Source organism: Hymenobacter pini (assembly GCF_020421205.1).
GTDB classification, from domain to species: domain Bacteria; phylum Bacteroidota; class Bacteroidia; order Cytophagales; family Hymenobacteraceae; genus Hymenobacter; species Hymenobacter pini.
The window spans coordinates 379,574-399,989 of record NZ_JAIZZH010000001.1 but is presented as its reverse complement, the minus strand read 5'-3'; the positions used below and the strand labels follow the sequence as shown (position 1 = coordinate 399,989).

At 60.5% G+C, this 20,416-nt stretch carries 16 protein-coding genes; 3 read left to right on the top strand and 13 right to left on the bottom strand.

Annotated features, from left to right (window positions below):
* Positions 1-2: 2 nt before the first annotated feature.
* From ftsZ to mraZ, 13 genes are all read right to left on the bottom strand, one after another.
* Complete coding sequence (gene ftsZ, locus LF252_RS01750) at positions 3-1,508, bottom strand: cell division protein FtsZ (protein WP_226266712.1); 1,506 nt, start codon at positions 1,506-1,508, stop codon at positions 3-5.
* A 117-nt stretch (positions 1,509-1,625) separates the two neighbouring features.
* The gene (ftsA, locus tag LF252_RS01745) at positions 1,626-3,026 is read right to left on the bottom strand and encodes a cell division protein FtsA (protein ID WP_226266710.1); all 1,401 of its coding nucleotides are present in this window, start codon (positions 3,024-3,026) and stop codon (positions 1,626-1,628) included.
* A gap of 83 nt (positions 3,027-3,109) precedes the next feature.
* A complete protein-coding gene (locus tag LF252_RS01740; protein WP_226266708.1) occupies positions 3,110-3,874 on the bottom strand; it encodes a cell division protein FtsQ/DivIB in 765 nt (254 codons plus the stop codon).
* The gene (murC, locus tag LF252_RS01735) at positions 3,858-5,300 is read right to left on the bottom strand and encodes a UDP-N-acetylmuramate--L-alanine ligase (protein ID WP_226266706.1); all 1,443 of its coding nucleotides are present in this window, start codon (positions 5,298-5,300) and stop codon (positions 3,858-3,860) included. Before murC ends, LF252_RS01740 begins: the two co-directional genes overlap by 17 nt.
* Positions 5,301-5,326: 26 nt before the next feature.
* A complete protein-coding gene (murG, locus tag LF252_RS01730) occupies positions 5,327-6,421 on the bottom strand; it encodes an undecaprenyldiphospho-muramoylpentapeptide beta-N-acetylglucosaminyltransferase (protein ID WP_226266704.1) in 1,095 nt (364 codons plus the stop codon).
* Between the two features lie 90 nt (positions 6,422-6,511).
* The gene (locus LF252_RS01725; RefSeq protein ID WP_226266702.1) at positions 6,512-7,693 is read right to left on the bottom strand and encodes an FtsW/RodA/SpoVE family cell cycle protein; all 1,182 of its coding nucleotides are present in this window, start codon (positions 7,691-7,693) and stop codon (positions 6,512-6,514) included.
* A 143-nt stretch (positions 7,694-7,836) separates the two neighbouring features.
* A complete protein-coding gene (murD, locus tag LF252_RS01720; RefSeq protein WP_226266700.1) occupies positions 7,837-9,222 on the bottom strand; it encodes a UDP-N-acetylmuramoyl-L-alanine--D-glutamate ligase in 1,386 nt (461 codons plus the stop codon).
* Between the two features lie 127 nt (positions 9,223-9,349).
* Positions 9,350-10,570 (bottom strand): phospho-N-acetylmuramoyl-pentapeptide-transferase, encoded by a 1,221-nt coding sequence (mraY, locus tag LF252_RS01715; RefSeq protein ID WP_226266687.1) that lies wholly within the window; start codon positions 10,568-10,570, stop codon positions 9,350-9,352.
* Between the two features lie 233 nt (positions 10,571-10,803).
* Positions 10,804-12,273 carry a UDP-N-acetylmuramoyl-L-alanyl-D-glutamate--2,6-diaminopimelate ligase gene (locus LF252_RS01710; protein WP_449555721.1) on the bottom strand — a complete coding sequence of 490 codons (1,470 nt, stop codon included), beginning with the start codon at positions 12,271-12,273 and terminating at the stop codon, positions 10,804-10,806.
* Between the two features lie 71 nt (positions 12,274-12,344).
* Positions 12,345-14,675, bottom strand: a complete 2,331-nt coding sequence (locus tag LF252_RS01705; protein ID WP_226266683.1) for a penicillin-binding protein — start codon at positions 14,673-14,675, stop codon at positions 12,345-12,347.
* The gene (locus LF252_RS01700; RefSeq protein WP_226266681.1) at positions 14,659-15,393 is read right to left on the bottom strand and encodes an FtsL-like putative cell division protein; all 735 of its coding nucleotides are present in this window, start codon (positions 15,391-15,393) and stop codon (positions 14,659-14,661) included. Before LF252_RS01700 ends, LF252_RS01705 begins: the two co-directional genes overlap by 17 nt.
* Positions 15,394-15,414: 21 nt before the next feature.
* Positions 15,415-16,344, bottom strand: coding sequence for a 16S rRNA (cytosine(1402)-N(4))-methyltransferase RsmH (gene rsmH / locus LF252_RS01695; RefSeq protein ID WP_226266679.1), 930 nt, complete (start codon positions 16,342-16,344; stop codon positions 15,415-15,417).
* Between the two features lie 9 nt (positions 16,345-16,353).
* Positions 16,354-16,830, bottom strand: a complete 477-nt coding sequence (gene mraZ, locus LF252_RS01690) for a division/cell wall cluster transcriptional repressor MraZ (RefSeq protein WP_226266677.1) — start codon at positions 16,828-16,830, stop codon at positions 16,354-16,356.
* A gap of 308 nt (positions 16,831-17,138) precedes the next feature.
* Between mraZ and LF252_RS01685 the strand changes: the two genes are divergently transcribed.
* The 3 genes from LF252_RS01685 (at position 17,139) to LF252_RS01675 (ending at position 20,397) form a co-directional block, all read left to right on the top strand.
* Entirely contained in the window at positions 17,139-17,585 is a 447-nt protein-coding gene (locus LF252_RS01685) for an HYC_CC_PP family protein (RefSeq protein ID WP_226266675.1), read from the top strand.
* A gap of 87 nt (positions 17,586-17,672) precedes the next feature.
* A complete protein-coding gene (locus tag LF252_RS01680) occupies positions 17,673-19,970 on the top strand; it encodes a TonB-dependent receptor (RefSeq protein ID WP_226266673.1) in 2,298 nt (765 codons plus the stop codon).
* Positions 19,971-20,028: 58 nt separating this feature from the next.
* Positions 20,029-20,397 carry a heavy-metal-associated domain-containing protein gene (locus LF252_RS01675; RefSeq protein ID WP_226266671.1) on the top strand — a complete coding sequence of 123 codons (369 nt, stop codon included), beginning with the start codon at positions 20,029-20,031 and terminating at the stop codon, positions 20,395-20,397.
* Positions 20,398-20,416: the final 19 nt, after the last annotated feature.

The window sequence follows — 20,416 nt, the reverse complement described above, 5'->3', positions numbered from 1 at the left end:
AATTAGTCCACGTTATCGTGCAGGAAACGGTTGTCACCCAGCAATTCGTTGTCGTCGGACAGATTGAAGCGGCTGATGTTTTGCTCCGAGGAGGGCACCACATTTTCCAGTTTCACCTGCCGCCGCAGGTAGGCAGGAGTTTCCAGTTGATCCTTGATAGCATCGTTGCTCAACCCGTTGCTGAGTGCCTGTAGCCGCTGCCGCCGCTCCTCCGCGCGGGCATCCAGCGAAGGCCGCGGCAGGTGGTGCGTGGTAACCGGTTGCTGCGCCGGCGCAGGCTGCTGCGACAGTACGGGCTCCGCGGCCGGCATCGACGGGGCCGACACAACCGAAGGCTCGTAGCTTTGCGGGGCCGGAGCGTCGAGGATGTACTGCGTCACTGGCTGCGGGTCGGCAGCTACCGGTGCAGGCGTGCTAAAAGACGGTACTACCGGAGTGGGTGCAGCATCCTGCCGGTCCTTGTCAAAAATGTTGATCTGAGGATCGGGCTGCGCAATGGCAGTTTCCGGCTCACGGGCCACCACATTAGTAATGTTGTGGGCGTCGCGGGCGAAGCCGGTAGCAATAACCGTTACCCGGATGCTCTGGCCCAGCGTGGGGTCGATGCCGTGACCGAAGATAACTTCGGCATTCTGGCCCGCCTTCTCCTGGATGTACTCCGTAATTTCGGTCAGCTCATCCATTTCCAGCTCGGCCTGGTCACCCGACATGATGCTGAGCAGGATTTTCTGGGCACCGTGAATATCCGTGTTGTTGAGCAGCGGCGAAGCCAGTGCCTCCTCGGCAGCCCGCTGGGCACGGTTCTCGCCCTCCGTGATGCTGCTGCCCATTACGGCCGCTCCCGAGTCCTTCATGACGGTTTTCACGTCTTCAAAGTCCACGTTCACGTCGGCCGTAACGGTAATAATCTCGGCAATGGATTTGGCCGCTGTGCTCAGCACGTTATCCGCTTTGGCAAAAGCCGAGCGGATGGGCAGGTTCCCGAAAATCTCGCGCAGCCGGTCGTTGAGAATAACCAGCACCGTATCACAGTTGTCGCTCAGCTCCTTGATGCCGTGCTCCGCCTGCTGACGCTTCTTCTTCCCCTCAAACATGAAGGGAGCCGTTACGATGCCCACCGTAAGAATACCCAGCTCTTTGGCCACTTTGGCAATTACGGGCGCGGCCCCAGTGCCGGTACCGCCGCCCATACCGGCCGTAATAAACACCATTTTGGTACCGTTGCTGAGCAGTTCGCGGATTTGCTCCCGGCTCTCAATGGCGGCTTGCTTACCACGCTCAGGGTTGGCCCCAGCGCCGAGACCTTCCGTGAGGTCGGCACCGATTTGCAGACGGTTGGGCACTGTCGACGAAGCCAGCGCCTGCTTATCAGTATTACAGATGACAAACTCTACATCCTTAATGCCTTGGCTAAACATGTGGTTGACGGCATTAGAGCCACCACCACCTACGCCAATCACCTTAATGATGGACCGGGACTGCGCCGGAATATCGAAAGTAAAATTCATGTGCTGAGTCAATTAAAAATTAAAAATTATGAATTAAAAATTGAGCGCAATTCACTTGCCGCACGTCCAAAATCAGTGCTCATTTTTAATTTTTAATTCACAATTCTTAATTGACATTTAGTACTGTTTGTCGTCGAAGTCATCAATCAGCAACCCTTTGGTGCGGCTGATGATCTTCTGGAAAAAGTCGCCGGCACCCGACGATTTTTTGGCGGGCTCTGCCGCGGGTTGCGGGGCAGCTTGCTGCGGCTGGGGCGCAACGGGCTGCGGAGCTGCGGGAGCAGCTGCAACCGGGCGCGGCTCAGGCGCAGCCCGGTAGTAGTTCTGTTCCGGCTCGTCGTAGCCACGCTGGTTGTTGCGGTCATCGAGGGAGCGGTAGCCAGCCAGCACCAACCCCACCGTAGTGGCGTACATCGGCGACTTCACAGCCTCAATTTTGCTCTTGCCCAAGTGCTCGTTGGGGTAGCCGATGCGCGTATCCATACCGGTTACGTACTCGGCCAGCTGCACCAGATTTTGGAGCTGAGAACCGCCGCCCGTGAGTACAATACCGGCCGCCAGCTTATCCTGGAAGCCCAGGCGCTGAATTTCGGCGTACACCAGCTCGATGATTTCCTCCATCCGGGCCTCAATGATGTAGGCCAGGTTTTTCAGGCTAATTTCTTTCGGAGCCCGGTCGCGCAGGCCAGGAATGCTTACGATTTCGTATTCGGAGGCTTCCTCCGCAATGGCTTTGCCAAACTTTACCTTAAGCTGCTCGGCTTGGTTTTGCATCACCAGGCAGCCCTGCTTGATGTCGGAGGTAATGATATTGCCACCGAAGGGCAGCACTGCTGCATGACGAATGATGCCATCCTTGAACACGGCCAAGTCGGTAGTGCCGCCGCCAATATCAATCAGGGCCACACCTGCTTCCTTCTCCTCATCAGACAGCACCGACATGCTAGAAGCCAACGGCTCCAGAATCAGATTGTCGATTTCCAGCCCGGCTTTCGTCACACACTTGTATATGTTGTTGATAGCCGTGCTCTGCGCCGTGATGATGTGGAAATTGCCCTCCAGCCGCACACCCGACATCCCTACGGGGTCGAGAATCCCTTCCTCATAGTCAACCTTGTAATCCTGCGGCATTACGTGGATGATCTGGGAGCCGGGGGGCGTTACCAAGCGGTACATGTCGCTGGTGAGACGCTCCACATCAGCCTGGGTGATTTCGTTGTCCACCGAAGCGCGCGTGATGCTGCCGTTGTGTTGCAGGCTCTTGATGTGCTGGCCTGCAATACCCACGTTCACCACGCCAATATTGATGCCTGACTGTTCCTCCGCCTGCCGAATAGCCTTCTTGATGGCATCCACAGTTTTGTCGATGTTCGACACGATACCGCGCACCACGCCTTCCGACACAGCTTTGCCCATGCCCAGAATTTCGAGTTTGCCAAACTCATTTTTGCGTCCAACCAGTACGCAAATTTTGGTGGTACCAATGTCGAGGCCGACTACAATTTTATCGTGTTGCATGGGAGGAGGGGCGAGAGAGTTGCGGTTGGTTGCAGGAAAGGGTTGTCTAAGGCGCTTTAAGTTAGCGTTTTAGACGAATATTTTTATTCGCAGATTATCTGATCTTTGAACTCGACGTTGACGCGGTGGTACGTGTCCCACCCGAGTACCGGGGGAATTTGACGGTAAAATACCATCAGTTTCGCAAATTTTTCCGAAATATTCTCAGGAAAGCCAAATTCTACTCGTTGGTCGCCCACTTGCTGGGTGAAGGATATCTTACCCGCAGGGCTTACAAATACCTCCGCAACTTGGGCGCGCCAAAATGGTTTTTCGTCGATGTAGCGCAAAAACTCCAAGTACTGAGCTCCGGCGCTGTCCTGAAAAAAGCCTGCTGACAGTGGCTGCCCGCCCACGCGAGAAATAGGCACCACCCGGGCCGTGAACAGGGGCGAGAGGGGCAACTTATGACCTTCAGCGTCCAAATAGCTGTCCTGGCGGGAGTCGGCGTGTACGAGGCGGGCAATGGGCCGGTTCTGGCGCACGTCGGCGTGCAGATTACCGGCCAGGTCGCGGTACACCTGGGCATCTTTCACAAAGCTGTGGGCTTTCAGGCGGCCTTCCAGTTCCTTCAGGTTGATATCGGCTGGGTTGGCGCCTTCCAACTGGTCTTGGCCGTGGCGGGTGAGCAGGCTGGTTACTTCCCGCTCACTGATAAAGAAGTTATTGAACTCGTTGCTGATGGACACGGAAACCCCTCCTACCGGCCGGTTGGCCTGCCGGAAAGCGGCAAATGCACCCAGGCCCACCAGCACCAGCAGGCAGCCCGTAGCAAAAAGTAGGTTGTTGGCTTTACGCTTCAGCTCCATTCCAGCGAATATCCAAAATATTCTTTAAACGAGGAACAAGTTGGTCGATGTCCCCGGCACCCACGGTGGCTAATACGTCAAAATTCGGATTGGTTTCGGCATTCCGCAAAATTTCTTCTTTCGTCTGCAGAGATTTTTCTGGCGCTGTGATTTGGGATAAAATCAATTCCGACGTAACGCCGGGCATGGGTATCTCGCGGGCCGGGTAGATATCAAGCAACACCACTTCGTCAGCAAGACTCAGACTTTCAGCAAATCCCGGAGCAAAGTCGCGGGTGCGGCTGAACAGGTGGGGCTGGAAAAGCACCCGCAGCCGGCGGCCCGGATACAGGGCGCGCAGAGAACGAAGAAAGGCTTCAATTTCGCGTGGGTGGTGCGCATAATCATCCACGTACACCTTAGGCGCCGCGGGCGTGCCAGCGGTAAGCACAAACTCAAACCGGCGCTTTACGCCCTGGTAGGCCGCCACCGCCGCGCGCAGCTGCCCGGCTGAGAGGCCGTAAAGCTGGGCCACGCAGGCGGCGGCCAGCATGTTCTCCACGTTGTGGTAGCCGGGCACGGCCAGCGTCAGCCCTTCGACTGCCCCCTGCGGGCCGTGCAGGCTGAACCGAAACTGGTGGCCCTGGGCGGTAATATCGTCGGCGTACAGCTCGGGCCCCTGCTCTGGCGAAAGGCCGTAACGGATGACGCGCACTCCGGCCGGCACGGCGGCAGCCACGCTGGGGTCGGCGGTGTGGTTGATGATGAGCGTGCCGCCGAGCTGAATCTGGCCCACAAACTGCCGGAACGACTCCACTAGGGCATCCTTATGGCCGTAGATGTCGAGGTGGTCAGCATCGGTGCTGGTGACGATGGCCACCGTGGGGAACAGCGTCAGAAAGCTCCGGTCGTACTCGTCAGCTTCCACTACCACGGGGATGTCAGTGGCTGGTTGTTCGTTGCTCGTTGTTGGTTGTTCGGGCAACAGCAGGTTGGAGCCCAGGTTCACGCTGATGCCACCCAGAAAGGCGGCGCAGGGCACACCGGCGTGGTGTAGCAGGTGGGCCACCATGCTGCTGGTGGTGGTTTTGCCGTGGGTGCCGGCCACGGCAATGGTGGGCCGGCCCTGGGTGAGCACACCCAGTACCTGGCTGCGCTTCTGAATGTCATAGCCCTGCTCCCGCAGCCAAGCCCACTCCTGGTGGTCTTTCGGAATGGCAGGCGTCAGGACTACCAGCGTCTGCTCGCGGTTCTCGCGCACGGCCAGCGGAATATTCTCCACGGCATCCTCGTAGTGCACGGCAATGCCTTCGGCGGCCAGCTTTTCGGTGAGGGGCGTGGCCGTTTTATCGTAGCCGCTTACCTCATAGCCGTTGGCCCGGAACCACCGCGCCAGCGCCGACATACCGATGCCACCAATACCGAGGAAGAAGACGTATTTTTTCAAGGAGCCAGAAGCTTAGGAGTTAGAAGTCAGGAGCGGGCGGGCAGCAGCCGGAGCAGCTCGTCCACGATGGTAGCCGTGGCCCGGGGGTAGGCCAGCTGGCGAATGTTGGCGGCCAGTTGCTGCTGGCGGGCGGGGTTCTGCAGCAACGCCAGGGCCTCGTCGTAGAGCTGAACGCCGGCCTCGGCGTCACGCACCAGTATGGCGGCATCTTTCTGGGTGAGGGCCAGGGCGTTTTTGGTCTGGTGGTCTTCGGCCACGTTGGGTGAAGGTACCAGGATGCAGGGCTTGCCCGTGAGGCACAGCTCCGACACCGACAGGGCCCCGGCGCGCGAAATCACCACATCGGCCGCGGCGTAGGCCAAATCCATGCGGCGCACAAACTCCAGGGCCTTCAGGTTGTCGGCGGCGAAGGGAGCGGCTTGTTTCTCGGCTTCGGGGAAGTAGGTTTTGCCGGTTTGCCAAATGAGCTGCACCCCGGCATCGCGCAGGCGGGGCAGCGCGGCGGCCGTGGCCTGGTTGAGCGTGCGGGCCCCCAGGCTGCCCCCAATCACCAGCAGCACCGGCCGGTTGGCATCCAGCCCGAAAAACGTTAGGGCCTCGTTGCGCTGACCATCGGCAATTTCAGTACGCACGGGGTTGCCGGTGAGCACCAGCCGGTCGGCGGGAAAAAACTTCTCCATACCATCGTAGGCCACGCAGATGCGCTGCACGCGCCGGGCCATCAGCTTGTTCACGAGGCCGGCGTAGGAGTTCTGCTCCTGAATCAGGGCTGGAATACTGCGGGAGGTGGCGGCCATGAGCACCGGCGCCGAGGCATAGCCCCCCACTCCTACCACCGCGTCGGGCCGGAATTTCTCAATGATTTTGCCGGCTTTGCGCACGGCGCGCATCACTTTGATGGGGAACAGCAGGTTCTTGGGCGTAAGGCTGCGCTGCAAACCGGCAATATCCAGGCCCACAATGTTGTAGCCAGCCTCGGGCACGCGGGTCATTTCCATGCGGCCGTTGGCCCCTACAAACAGGATTTCGGCTTCGGGGTGGCGGCGGCGCACTTCGTTGGCAATAGCCACGGCCGGGAAAATGTGCCCCCCGGTGCCGCCGCCGCTGATGATTAGTTTCATGGAATTTGGTTTTTGGTTGGTGGTTTTTGGTTTTTGGCTCTTTCCTCTCATAAAGAGGCCAGAAACCATCAACTAAAAACTAAAAACCAGCTAGGCGTACTGCGTTGCGCGCGGGATGCGGGCAGTATCAGCGGGCTCGCCTACCATGGGACGGATTTCCCGCTCGCCCCGACTCACGGCCAGAATGATGCCGATACTGATACCCGTGAAGATGAGAGAGGTGCCGCCCATGCTCAGCAAGGGCAGTGGCAGACCCGTAATTGGGCCCAGGCCCACGGCCACGCCCATGTTTACCATGGCCTGCAGCACCAAGCTAAAGCTCAGCCCCGCCGAGAGCAGCCCCCCGAACGCGCCGTAACTGTTCATCACCGTTTTCAGCCCCCGATACAGAAAGGCTAGGTACAGGAACAGCACCACCACGCCCCCCACGAGGCCGTATTCCTCAATGATGATGGCGTAGATAAAGTCGGAGTACGGGTGGGGCATGATGTTGCGCTCCGTGCTCTTGCCGGGGCCCTTACCGAAAACACCGCCGGTGGCCTCGGCAATGTAGGCGTGTTCCAACTGGAAGGGTACGGGTTTGCTCTTATCGGTGAAATTCTCGATCCGCGACTTTACTGTTTTCAATCGTTGACCAGAGGCCAAACCCACTCCGCCCACTACAACCCCAATAGCTACCATTACCACCATCTGCTTGAGCGGAACCCGGCCAATGAACATCAGCAACAGGCAGGTAGCAAACAACAGCAGCGCTGTGGAGGCATTCGACAGGATAATCAGCCCACAAATGGCACCCACCCACAGCATTACGGGCAGCAAGGTGGTTTTGAAATCATCAACGTGTTGTTGACGACGGCTGAGCATACTGGCTAAGTGTGAGATCAGCGCCAATTTGGCCAAGTCGGAGGGCTGAAACGTTTGGTTAATAATTGGTATGGTTAACCAACGGGAAGCATCATTGAAGGTAGTGCCCCCAAAAAAGTAGGTAAAAAGCAGCAGCGGCACCGAGGCCAGCAGGGCGTAAAGCGAGAGACGGGAGTAGTAGCGGTAGTCGATGCGGTGGGCCAGCCACATGAAGAACAGGCCCACGAAGATCAGGCCCGTGTGCTTGATGAGGAAATACTCGGTGTTGCCGCCCATCTTTTTATACGCCAGCGTGCCCGTAGCCGAGTACACCACCGCAATGGAGATAAACGAAAACAGCAACACGATGCCCCACAGCACGGGGTCACCCTTCAGATTTTGCCGGAGCCAAGTGGTAATGCGTTCCATAGGCGGTGAAGTGGTGAAAGGATGAATGAGTGAGTTAACCGAACGTCATGCTGAGCGCAGCCGAAGCATCTCTACTGCTTCGTAGCAATGGTAATCCAACGAAGCGGGAGAGATGCTTCGGCTGCGCTCAGCATGACGTTCCGCTATTCGTTGGCTTCTTCGTTGGTTTGGTTATCGGTAAGCTGCTGCACGGCTTGGGCGAACTGCTGGCCCCGGTCTTCGTAATTTCGGAATAAATCGAACGACGCGCAGGCGGGTGAGAGCAGCACTACGTCGCCGGGGGCAGCCAGGGCAGCGGCGCGCTGCACGGCGTCGGTCATACTGCGGGTTTCCTCCAGGTGTGGCACTACCCCGCCGAAGCTTGCTTTGAGCTTCTCATTATCGAGGCCCAGGCAAATCAGGGCTTTCACCCGGTGTTGAGCCAACGGAATGAGTGAGGAGTAGTCGTTACCCTTGTCGGTGCCGCCGGCAATCCACACGATGGGCTGGCGGATGCCGTCGAGGGCAAACCAGGCGGCTTCCACGTTGGTGGCCTTGCTGTCGTTGATGAAGCGGGCCCCGCCTATTTCGCCCACGGGCTGCAGGCGGTGGTCGGCGTTGTGGAAGGTCGCCAGGTTCTGCTCAATCTGCTCGCAGCCCACGCCGGCCAGCCGGGCGCACAACAGCGCGGCCAGTATATTCTGGCGGTTGTGCTGCCCAATCAGGGGCGAGGCAGCCGTGCTGATTTGCTCCGTATCGTTGAAGTAGCCCGGCTGCAAGTCCACACACACGCGGGCTTCGTCCAGGTAGTAAGCACCCAAATGGTAGTCGGGGCGGTGGTGCAGACTGAACGGCAGCTGCCGCACCGGTCGTAGTGCCGCCTGAAAGTAGCGCTGGATGTTCTCGTCGTCGGCGTTGTAGATGAAGTGACCGGTGCTGTCTTGGTTGCGCATGATGCGCAGCTTGGCCAGAGCGTAGGCTTCCAGCGAGTAGTTGTACCGGTCGAGGTGGTCGGGGGTGATGTTGAGCAGCACCGAAATCCAGGGCTGGAAATCGTACGTGTCGTCGAGCTGGAAGGAGCTCAGTTCCACCACGTAGTAGTCGTACTGGTCGGCAATTACCTGCTCGGCCAGGGAGTAGCCCACGTTCCCGGCCAGGCCCACCTTCAAGCCCGCTTCCTTCAGCAGGTGGTAGGTGAGCAGCGTGGTGGTGGTTTTGCCGTTGGTGCCGGTAATGCAGATGCACTTAGCCTGGGTGTAACGGCCGGCCAGCTCAATTTCGGAAATGATGGGCGTACCCTTCTCGCGCAGGGCCTGAATCACGGGGGCCTTTTCCGGAATGCCGGGGCTTTTCACCACCTCATCGGCCGCCAGCACCTGCTCCAAGGTGTGCTGGTTTTCCTCGAAGGGAATACCGGCCGCCTCCAGCTTTTGCTTGTAGGCGGGCTGAATGGGGCTTTTATCGGACACAAACACGGTGTGGCCCTTGGCCTGCGCCAGCAGCGCAGCCCCTACCCCACTCTCGGCGGCTCCTAAAATGACGTAGTGCATTCTTTCAGTATTGAGTATTGGGTACTTAGTAGTGAGTACAGTGCGTAGCGTCAGGCAGCAAGAAATCAGGATAACACTTCCTGATTATACTAACTACTCAATACGCACTACTCATTACTCCGCAGGATTAGCGAAGTTTCAGGGTTACCAGCGTGAGCACCGCCAGCATAATCCCCACAATCCAGAAGCGCGACACGATTTTGGATTCGTGGTAGCCCAGCTTCTGGTAATGGTGGTGCAGCGGCGACATGCGCAGCAAACGGCGGCCTTCGCCATATTTGCGGCGGGTATATTTGAAGTAGCTCACCTGCACCATCACCGAGAGGTTTTCAATCAGGAACACCCCGCACAGCACCGGAATCAGCAGCTCTTTGCGCACGATGATGGCCAGCACGGCAATGATGCCGCCGATGGCCAACGAGCCGGTGTCGCCCATGAATACCTGGGCCGGGTATGAGTTGTACCACAGAAAGCCCACGCAGGCCCCCACAAACGCGGCGCAGAAGATGACCAGCTCCCCGGAGTTCGGGATGAACATGATGTCGAGGTAGTCGGCCAGCAGAGCGTTACCGCTCACGAAGGCGAAGATGGCCAGCGTAATACCGATGATGGCCGAGGTACCCGCCGCCAGCCCGTCGAGGCCGTCGGTGATGTTGGCCCCGTTGCTTACCGCCGTAATGATGACGATGACGATGGGAATATAGAAGAAAGCGTAGTACTCGTTGAAGAAGTCGCCGGCCGTGGCAAACAGGTCGCCGTAGTTCAGCTCGTTGTTTTTGAGGAAGGGCACGGTGGTAATCATCAGCTTCACATCCTGGTACACCGAGCTGGCATCCACGGCCGAGAAGGTGCCGTTGGGCAGCGCGTACTGGCGCACGGTTACGTCGTTGCTGAAAAACAGCACCCAGCCCACCGTAATGCCCAGGCCCACCTGGCCCAGAATTTTGAAGCGCCCGGCTAGGCCCTCCTTATCCTTCTTTACTACCTTAATATAGTCGTCCACGAAACCGATGAGGCCCAGCCACACGGTGCTCAGCAGCATCAGCACGATGTAGATGTTGTCGAGTTTGGCAAACAGCAGCACCGGCACCAGAATGGCCAGCAGAATGATGAGGCCACCCATCGTAGGCGTACCCTTCTTCTCCATCTGCCCCTGCAACCCCAGGTCCCGAATCGACTCGCCAATCTGCTGGCGCTGCAGCAACCGAATCAGCGGAGCGCCGAAGTACTGGGCAATAATCAGCGAGGTAACCACCGCCAGCGCCGACCGGAACGAGCTGTACTGAAACACGCCCGTGCCCGGCAGGTGATACGTTTTGTAGAGGTAGTTAAAGAGGTAATACAGCATGGCGCGAGGTCAGCAGTTGGCAGTCAGAGGTAGTCCAAGCTGCAAAGATTCGGTTTTTTGGGTGGCAGTCAAAGGAGGTTTTCTGTCATTGCGAGCGGAGCGAAGCAATCCTTCCTGTTCGCAGTGCCCAGAATCGACCCATTCAAAAGCCTTTTTCCCGGAGAGTTTCAGTAGAACGAGGGGCGGAACGGAGCGAAGGACGGATTGCTTCACTCTGCTCGCAATGACTCGGCCTATTTCCCCAGCAGGTCAAACATGGTGGCCAGCACGTGCTTATCATCGAAGTCGGACTTGACGCCCTGCACGTCCTGGTAGGTTTCGTGGCCTTTGCCGGCTACCAGCACAATATCGCCGGGGCCCGCCAACGCCACGGCGGTTTTGATGGCTTCGCGCCGGTCGGTGATGGTGAGCACCTTGCCCAGCGCCTCGGCGGGCACACCGGCCTGCATCTGGGCCAGAATTTCGTTGGGGTCTTCGAAGCGGGGGTTGTCCGAGGTCAGCACGGCACGGTCCGATAGCTCGGCGGCTAGCCGGGCCATGATGGGGCGCTTGGCCCCGTCCCGGTTGCCGCCGCAGCCCACCACGGTAATCACCTGTTGGCTGGGCTGGCGAATGTCGGCAATGGTCTGGAGCACATTTTCCAGCGCATCGGGCGTGTGGGCGTAGTCCACAATGCCGGTAATGCGGCTTTTCGGCGACACAATGGGCTCGAACCGGCCCGGGGCCGACGTGAGGCCCGACAGCACGGTGAGCACCTCGGTGGGCTCCTCGCCCAGCAGCACCGCCGCCCCGTAAATAGCCAGCAGGTTGTAGGCGTTGAACACCCCAATGAGACGGAACTGTACCTCACGGCCGTCCACTTCCAGGTGCAGGCCGTGCACGGCATTTTCGATGAGCTTGCCCCGGAACGTGCCGTTGCCGCGCAGCGAGTAGGTTTCGCGCCGGCCGCGCACGTTCTGCAGCATCACCGCCCCGCGCTTGTCATCGGCGTTGGTGAGGGCAAAGGCCGACTTCGGCAGCATGTCGAAAAAGCCCTTTTTGGCCTTCAGGTAGTTGTCGAAGGTGCCGTGGTAGTCGAGGTGGTCGTGGGTGAGGTTGGTGAAGATGCCGCCGGCGAAGTGCAGGCCCGTTACGCGGTGCTGCACCACTGAGTGGCTGCTCACCTCCATAAATACGTGCGTGCAGCCGGCCTTCAGCATGCGGGCCAGCAGCTCGTTCAGCCGAATGGCGTCGGGCGTGGTGTGGGTGCTCGGAATTACTTCTTCGTCAATCTGATTCTGTACCGTGCTCAGCAGCCCGCAGTGGTAGCCCAGCTCCCGGAACAGCTTGTGCAGCATGGTGGCGCAGGTGGTTTTGCCATTGGTACCGGTTACGCCCACCAGGTGCAGCTTGCGCGAGGGGTGGCCGTAAAACTCGGCCGCCATGCGGGCCATGGCCTCCGCCGAATCGGGCACCTGCACGTAGGTAGTGGCCGGATTCAGCTCGGCGGGCAGCTCCTCGCACACCACCACGGCCGCGCCCTGGCCCACGGCCTTCGGAATGAACTGGTGACCGTCGGTAGCCGTGCCGCGCAGGGCAAAAAACACCATGCCGGGTCCGGCCTGCCGCGAGTCGAGGGTGAGGCCGGTGAGGGCTACCTCGGCCGGCCCGTGCTGGGCCAGAACAGGTACGGCGGGCAACAGGGCGGAAAGGGATGTATGCAGCGTATTCAAAGCAAAGAGTTGACGAGTACGCGCCTCACGGCGCAGGAAATCAGGAAAAGGAGTCCCGCCGGCTAGGCTTTCGGCCGGGCCTTCACCCTAGCGGCGGCCGTTTCTTTTTTCGGCGGGGAGGGCCTGGTCGGTGCGGGTTTCGGGGCCAAACGGGGGGCCGTAGCTACCGGCCGGGCCGCGGGGGGCGGCGTGGCGGGCTTCGGCTGGGGCAGGCCGGCCGTTTCGGGCGCTTCGGCCCCGGGCAGTACTACCGGCACCGGGGCGGTGGGGCGGCCGCCAATGGGCTCCAGCTGCAGTACCACCGTGGTACCGGGCCGGGCCACCGAGCCCGCCGCCACCGACTGGGCCTTCACCCGGCCGCTGCCGACGGAGCGCACTCGCAGCCGGCGGTTTTCCAGCAGAAACAGCGCGTCGCGCAGGGTCAGGCCCTGCACGTTGGGCACCCGGCCGGGGCGCACGGCCATCGGCTTCAGGGTCAGGGTTTCCTTATCTGAGTCGTTCAGGGACGTGCGCACCCAGTCCTCGCCCGAAACGGCCCCGTCGTGGGTGACGCCCAGCTTCGAGAACATCATGCTCAGCTCGTCCTGCATACCGGCCTGCACCAGCGGCACCCGCGACTTATGCACCGGTGCGCGGGCCAGCAGCGGCCGTTGCGAGGCGGCGTCGCGGGCCATGGCCTTGTCGGCCAGCTCCCGGAACACGGGCGCGGCCACGTCGGCCCCGTAGATGCGGCCGTTCTTGGGCGAGTCCACCACCACAATGCACGAGTACTTGGGGTTGTCGGCCGGGAAGTAGCCGCAGAAGCTGGTGGAGTACACCTTGGTATAGGCCCCGTTCTTGAACTTCCAGGCCGTGCCGGTTTTGCCGGCCATCAGGTAGTCGGCGGTGCGGATGCCGCGGGCGGTGCCGTGCTCCACCACGCCTTCCATCATGGCGCGCACCTTCTGCAGGGTTTCATCAGAGCAGATTTTGGGATTGAGCACCTGCGTCTCAAACCGCTCCAGCACCTTATCAGCCTGCTTGATTTCCTTCACGATGATGGGCTGCACCTTCACGCCACCGTTGGCCACGGCGTTGTAGAAGGCCAGCGTCTGCAGCGGGGCCAGCTTCAGCTCGTAGCCGATGCTCATGGTGGTGAGCGAAGTGCGGCTCCAGCTCCGGTCCTGGGGGTCTTTGATATAGGGGCGGGCCTCGCCGGCCATCTGGAAGCCCAGCGGCTTATCCAGCCCGAACTTCTTGAGGTAATCGGTGTACTTGCTGGGGTTGCGGCCAAATACCCTATCCGCCAGCATCGCCACCCCAATATTCGACGACTTCTCGAACACCTGCTGCAGCGTGATGCGGCCGTAGGGGTGCGAGTCGGTTTTCACGGCCCCGCCAATCTTTTTGGAGCCGGTGTTGCCGGTGTTGATGGTATCGGTAAGTTGTAAATCGGGGTCTTCCTCGAAGGCGGCCATCATGGACGCCAGCTTGAAGGTAGAGCCCGGCTCGGTGCGGCCCTGGTCGGCAATGGCGTAGTTGTAATCTTCGCGGTACACGCCCTCGGCCACCTTGCCCAAGTTGGCCACGGCCTTGATTTCGCCGGTTTTCACCTCCATCAAAATCACCGTACCGTACTGGGCATTATTCACTACCAATGACTTGTACAGGGCATTTTCGGCTACGTCCTGCAGGTTGATGTCGAGGGTGGTTTTGATGTCGTAGCCGGGCTGGGGCTTCACCTCGGTACCGTCGTAGATGGGCTTGTTGCCGCCGGGCAGGCGCTCAAACAGGGCCTCGCCGTCCTTGCCGGCCAGGTGCTTGTTGAAGGTAAACTCCAGGCCCGCCCCGTTCTTGTCTTCATTAATGAAGCCGATGGTGCGCTGGGCCAGCCCGCCGAAGGGCCGGAAGCGTTTGTCCACTTTCTCAAAAATAGCCCCACCCCGGTTTTTGCCTTCCCGGAAAATGGGCCACTGGGCCAGCTCCTTCTTCTCCTGGAAGTTGATCTGGCGGGAGTTCAGCCGCAGGTAACGCATTTTCTCCCGCCGGGCACGGCCTAGTCGGCTTAGGTACTCTCCTTTGGTTCGGTCACCAAAAAACCGGGACAACAGCAGCGCCAATGAATCTGCCTTTGCTTGGTACAGCGCTTCACTGACCACGCTGGGGTCCCAAGCCACCCGGTAGAAGGGTAGCGAAGTAGCCATGATACTCTCGTTATCGGAGTAGATGTTGCCGCGGGTGGCAAACACCGGCTGGTACACAATGCGGCGCTCCTGCTCCAGGGCGCTCCACTTGGCTCCTTCCTTGAACTGCACCTGCGTGACGCGCCACACAATGGCCGCCGAAAACAGGCACACGCCAAGAAATGCCAGCCGGACGCGGGTTACAATGCTTTTTTTAACGTTTCCTTTCATTGCGGCGAGGCGTTGCGGAACGATTGGAAGTTTCAGTGTCAGACAGCGGCTCCCCGGTGGCATCAGTGCCGATGGGCACGGGCGGGGCCCCGATTTCCACGGTGTCGCCCACGGCGGGGCCGGCCACGCGGCGCAGGGAGTCGGCCTTGGCCCGGGCCACCAGTGCGGCTACCGAGTCGGCCGTGAGTACGGGCAGCATATCCAGCTCGGCCTCGTCGAGGTGGCCGGCGGGCACGGTGATGCGGAACGGCGGCGAGGAGCTTTCCACCAGCCCGTAGGCGGCCACTTTGCGGGCCACCTCGCTCTGCTTACTGGCCTCCATGTAGTCCGATTTCAGAGTGGTGTAGTCGGCGCGCAGGTCCTCGGTTTCCACCTTCAGCTTCTGAATGCTGCGGTTCATGCGAGTGGCGTAGTGCGTGTTGCCGATGTACACCAGGGTCAGGAACATGATGAACAGCAGCTTGGGCAGATAGCGCACCGGCAGCCCCTCCCGGAACAGGCCATCTACCCGCGTCACGCGCTCCAGCAGCGAAAACACGCTCCAGGAGCTGCGCTTCTCGGGCTCGGGGCGCGGCGGGCGGGGCGGCCGGGGCGCGCGCGGGGCCGGCTGGGGCTGCGGCTCCGGGGCGGCCACGGGCTCCAATACCGGCTCAGGAGCCAGTACGCGGGGCGTGTTGGCGCGGGGCTGGTTGGCAGGACGCAGGGTATTGGAGGCCATTGACTAGTTCGATTCTAAAAATCAGAGTTTAATGCCCACACGTAGCTTCGCCGAGCGGGCCCGGCTGTTCAGGGCAATTTCTTCGGCGGTGGCATCGATGGGCTTGCGGGTGAGCACCTCGAAGGGCACGTTGGTGCGCCCGAACAGGTCCTTCTCCACTTCACCATAGAATTTGCCCTTGGCCAGGAAGTTCTTCACCAGCCGGTCTTCCAGAGAGTGGTAGCTCATCACCACCAGCCGTCCGCCGGGGCGCAGCACCTGGGCCGTTTGCTCCAACATCTCGCGCAGGGCCGCCATTTCGTCGTTGGCTTCGATGCGCAGGGCCTGAAACACCTGGGCCAGGTACTTATTCTCCTTACCACGGGGCATTACTGATGCAATAGCCTTTTTCAGGCCCCCAATGGTGGTAATGCTCTGCCCACGGCGGGCGGCCACCACAGTAGCAGCCAGCGTGCGGGCGTTGGTAACCTCGCCGTACATGCCGAAAATGCGGTGCAGCTCGGCTTCGGAATAGTCGGCAATGATGTCAGCGGCGGAAATTTCATCACCGTCTGGGTTCATGCGCATATCCAGTGGCCCGTCGAACCGGGTGCTGAAGCCGCGCTCCGGGGTATCAAACTGGTGCGACGACACGCCCAAATCGGCCAGCAGCCCATCAACAGGCAGGGCATCATGCCGTTTCAGTTCAGCTTGTAGGTTACGGAAGTTGCTGCGGATGAAGGTAAACCCGGGCCGGGCCAGCTTGGCGGCCTCCTGCTCGGCGTCGGCGTCCTGGTCGAAGCTGTACAGGTGCCCACCCGGGCCCAGCCGCTCTAGGATGCGGGCCGAGTGCCCGCCGCCCCCAAACGTCACGTCCACGTAGCGGCCGCCGGGTTGCAGCTGCAGGGCCTCCAGGCACTCGGCCAGCATCACGGGGCGGTGGTAGTTGGTATCGTTGGCGTACTGGTTCAAGGCAACAGGTTAAGCCGCCAGCGGATTGCCGGCGGTGGGGTCGGTGGTCAGAAATTTTTGGGCCAGCTTGGAGAAGCTCTGCTGGTCCTTGATCAGGAAGTCGTCGTAACGCGCGGGGTCCCAGATTTCGCATCGGTTGCCCAGCCCCACCACAATGGCCTCCTTCTCGATGCCGGCGTAGCGGCGCATGGTGCCCGGCAGCATAAACCGGCCGATGCTGTCCAGCTCTACTTCCGTCATGCCCCGGAAAAAATTGCGCTGAAACTGCCGGTACTCCTCATTAAACTCGTCCAGGGCCATCACCTTCTCGTGAATCACGCGCCACGCGGCCCGAGGGTACAGCACCAGGCAGGGCTCGAAGCCGCGCACCAGCACCAGCTGGTTGCCGGAGGCTTCGGGCAGGTTGGCCTTCACCTTCGCCGGCAGCACCACCCGACCTTTGGGGTCGAGCTTGCACTCGTATTCGCCGGAGAGCAACTGGGACATGCAGGGAGCTGGTGAGAGGACATAGAAACGGGATATAGCAAAAGTACGCAACCCCTCGGAAAACCCCACCACAATTTACCATTTTCTACCACCGCCTAAAACCTCTCCTACTCGCTCTAAATGCGGTTTTCTTTCCCTCACTTTTATCAAACCCTTGCTTTGCGCCAAAATGGCAGCAGGGTAGGCGGAGGCGCTTTCTCATACTCAGCGGCATCCAACTGCCGGGCAAAGTTCCGGAATTTTGCACAGTTCGGCTCTACATTTCGCACCGGGGTATGTAGTGCGTAAGCTGTATATTTGCACGACTTATGAAACGCCCTTTGCTGCATCGGCTCTTCAGCTTCTGGCTGGCTTTGCTGGTCCTCACTTCCTCGGTGGGGCTCACGGTGCAGCAGCATACCTGCCGGCAGAGCGGCCGGCACACAGCGGCGGTAGTGTTCAGCCCGGCACGGCACGGCTGCCCGCCTCCGCAAGCGGCGCAGCATGCTTCTCATCAAACCGGCAAAGCCCAGTTTACCAAGGCCTGCTGCGAGTTTGGGGCTCACTTTCATAAGCTGGATGTGCCCTCGGCGCACCTTGCCTGGGTGAAGGCGCCGTTGCCAACTTTACTGCCCCAGTGGCCCACTAGCCCGGTATGGCTCGTAGTTGAGGTCACTCCGGCGCTGGCTCCACAGGGCTGGCACGCCTCCGATTCCTCGCCCCCATTGCGAGCAGGGCGGCAGTTGCTCACGTTTGTGGGCGTATTAGTAGTCTAGCGCTTTCTGAGCTTTCCTCGCTTCGAAGGATTCTTTGGTGTGCTCCGCTGTGAGCCGCCCATCAGAAACGCTAACATCCTGACTACAATGAATTTTCTTGCAAGCCCTAGCCGGTTTACCGCCGTTTTGGGCCTGATGCTTGGCAGCACCGCTGCCGTGGCCCAAACGCCCGACGCCTCGGTGGCACCCGTGCGCGGGCAGGTGCTGGATGGCACCACTAACTCGCCGGTACCGGGGGCCGTGGTGCGCTGGCTCAGCACGCCTACCAGCGCCACCACTACCGATGGGCAGGGCGCTTTCTCGCTGGTGCGGCCCGCCTCGCCCGATACCCGCCTCATCATCAACTTTCTGGGGTACCAGGCCGATACCGTGCAGGCCAGCGGCGGCTACGTGCGCGTAAACCTGCGCCGCTCCCAGGAATTGGGCGAGGTAAAGGTGGAAGGCCGGGCCCTCGCCTATTCCGGCCTCACGCCCACCAACACTCAGGTCATCACCAGCCGCGACCTGACCAAATCGGCCTGCTGCAACCTGGCCGAGAGCTTTGAAACCAATGCCTCGGTGGAAGTTTCAACTACCGATGCCGTGTCGGGGGCCAAGCAAATTCAGCTGCTGGGGCTGGACGGTGCGTATTCCCTGCTCACCATCGACAACCTGCCGGCGCTGCGGGGCCTCTCTACTCCCTACCGCCTGGGCTACCTGGCGGGGCCCTGGATTGAAAGCATCGACATCATCAAGGGCATGGGCTCGGTGGTGAATGGCTACGAGAGCATTTCGGGCCAGGTGAACGTGCGCCTGAAGGAGCCTGACAAAGCCGACCGGCTGCTGTTCAATGCCTACGCCAACGACCTGGGCAAATTTGATGTAAACCTGAACCTGGCTTCCCGCGTGAGCAAAAAGGTGAGTACCGCCCTGCTGCTGCACACCGACCACCTGGGCCGCCGCGTCGACCGTAACAATGACTCGTTTCTGGATTTGCCGCTGGCTACGCAGTTCAACCTGTTCAACAAGTGGAAGTACCTATCGGGCGAGGGGCTGGTGACGGAGCTGGGTTTAGGTGCACTGCGCGAAACCCGGCAGGGCGGGCAGTTGGGCTACCGGGAAGGCCAGCCCCAGCCGGGCCCATCCTACGGTACCACGCAGGAAACCAACCGCTACACGGGCTACGCCAAAACCAGCTACACCTGGCCCGGCCGCCCCTACCAGAGCCTGGGCCTGCTACTGAGCGGCACCAGCCACGACTTTACCTCCCGCTACGGCCTGCGCACCTACGACGGCACCCAGACCACTGGGCTGGCCACGCTGCTGTTTCAGAGCATCATCGGCACCACGGCCCACACCTACCGGGCGGGACTGAGCTTTCTGCACGATGATTACCGGGAGGTGTTCCGCACGGGCTTCACCTACGCCACCGAAACGCCGGCCGAGCGCTACGCCCGGGAGCACCGCAACCGCCTGGAGCAGGTGCCGGGGGCCTTTGCCGAATACACCTATCAGAACGCCCGCAACCTGACGGTGGTAACCGGCCTGCGCCTCGACTACCACAACCTGTACGGCTGGTTTCTCACGCCCCGCCTCAACGTGAAGTACGACCCGGCCAAAAACACGGTGCTGCGCCTAGCTGCCGGCCGGGGCCAGCGCACGGCTAACCCGCTGGCCGAAAACTCGGGCATGCTGGTCAGCTCCCGGGAGTTTGTTATCAGTCCCAACCTGCGCCCCGAAACGGCCTGGAACGTGGGCGGCTCGTTTACGCAGTACTTCAACGCCTTCGGGCGGCCCGGCACCTTCATCACCGACTACTACCACACCGAGTTTCAGAACCAGGTAGTATCGGACCCCTACACGGCGGCGGCCCAGCTGCTCATTGGTAACCTGGAGCCGGGCGGGCGCAGCTTCTCGCGCAGCTTCCAGACGGAGGTGCAGGTGGAGCCCGTGAAAGGCCTGCAGGCCAAGGCGGCCTACAAGTACCTGGATGTGCGCACCACCTACGATGGCCAACTGCTGCCCAAGGTGCTCACGCCCCGCCACCGGCTGTTTCTGAACCTGGGTTACGCCACGGCTTTTGATAAGTGGCGGGCCGATTTCACGGTGCAGGGCTTCGGCCGCCGCCCGCTGGCCCACGCGCCCGGCAGTATGGGCCACCAGCACGGCACGGGCGAAACCACCCTGCGCTACGCCCCACGCTATGCGTTGCTGAACACCCAGCTTACCCGGGCCTTCAAGCGGCTGGAGGTGTACGCGGGCGTTGAAAACCTCACCAACTACCGCCAGCCCAACCCCATCGACGGGGCTACGGCTCCCTTCGGCCCGAATTTTGACGCGGCCATGATCTGGGGCCCGGTGTACGGCCGCCTCACCTACGCTGGCCTGCGGTTCACGCTGCAATAACTCCGGCCAAAAATCTTTCCTACTGAATTTTAGCTTCAGCTTCCTTGTTTTCCATCGTATGAAAGTTCTGTCATCCTTCCTGCTCGCCTGCTCTCTGTTGCTGACTTCGGCCGCCTCGTTTGCCCAGCAAACCACGCCCAAAGCCAAGACCGGCACCGAAACCCTGGCGCTGAAAACCTCCGCCGTGTGCGACATGTGCAAGGCCCGCCTCGAAAAGTCGCTGGCCTACGAGAAAGGCGTGGAATCGGCCAAGCTGGATGTGCCCAGCAAGGTGCTTACGGTAACCTACCGGCCCGATAAAACTACGCCTGCGGCCCTACGCACCGCCGTGCAGAAAACCGGCTACGACGCCGATGAAGTAACGGCCGATGCCCGCGCTTATGACCGCCTGCCCGACTGCTGCAAAAAGACCAACAGTACCCACTAAGCACAAAAAGCCTCCCAGA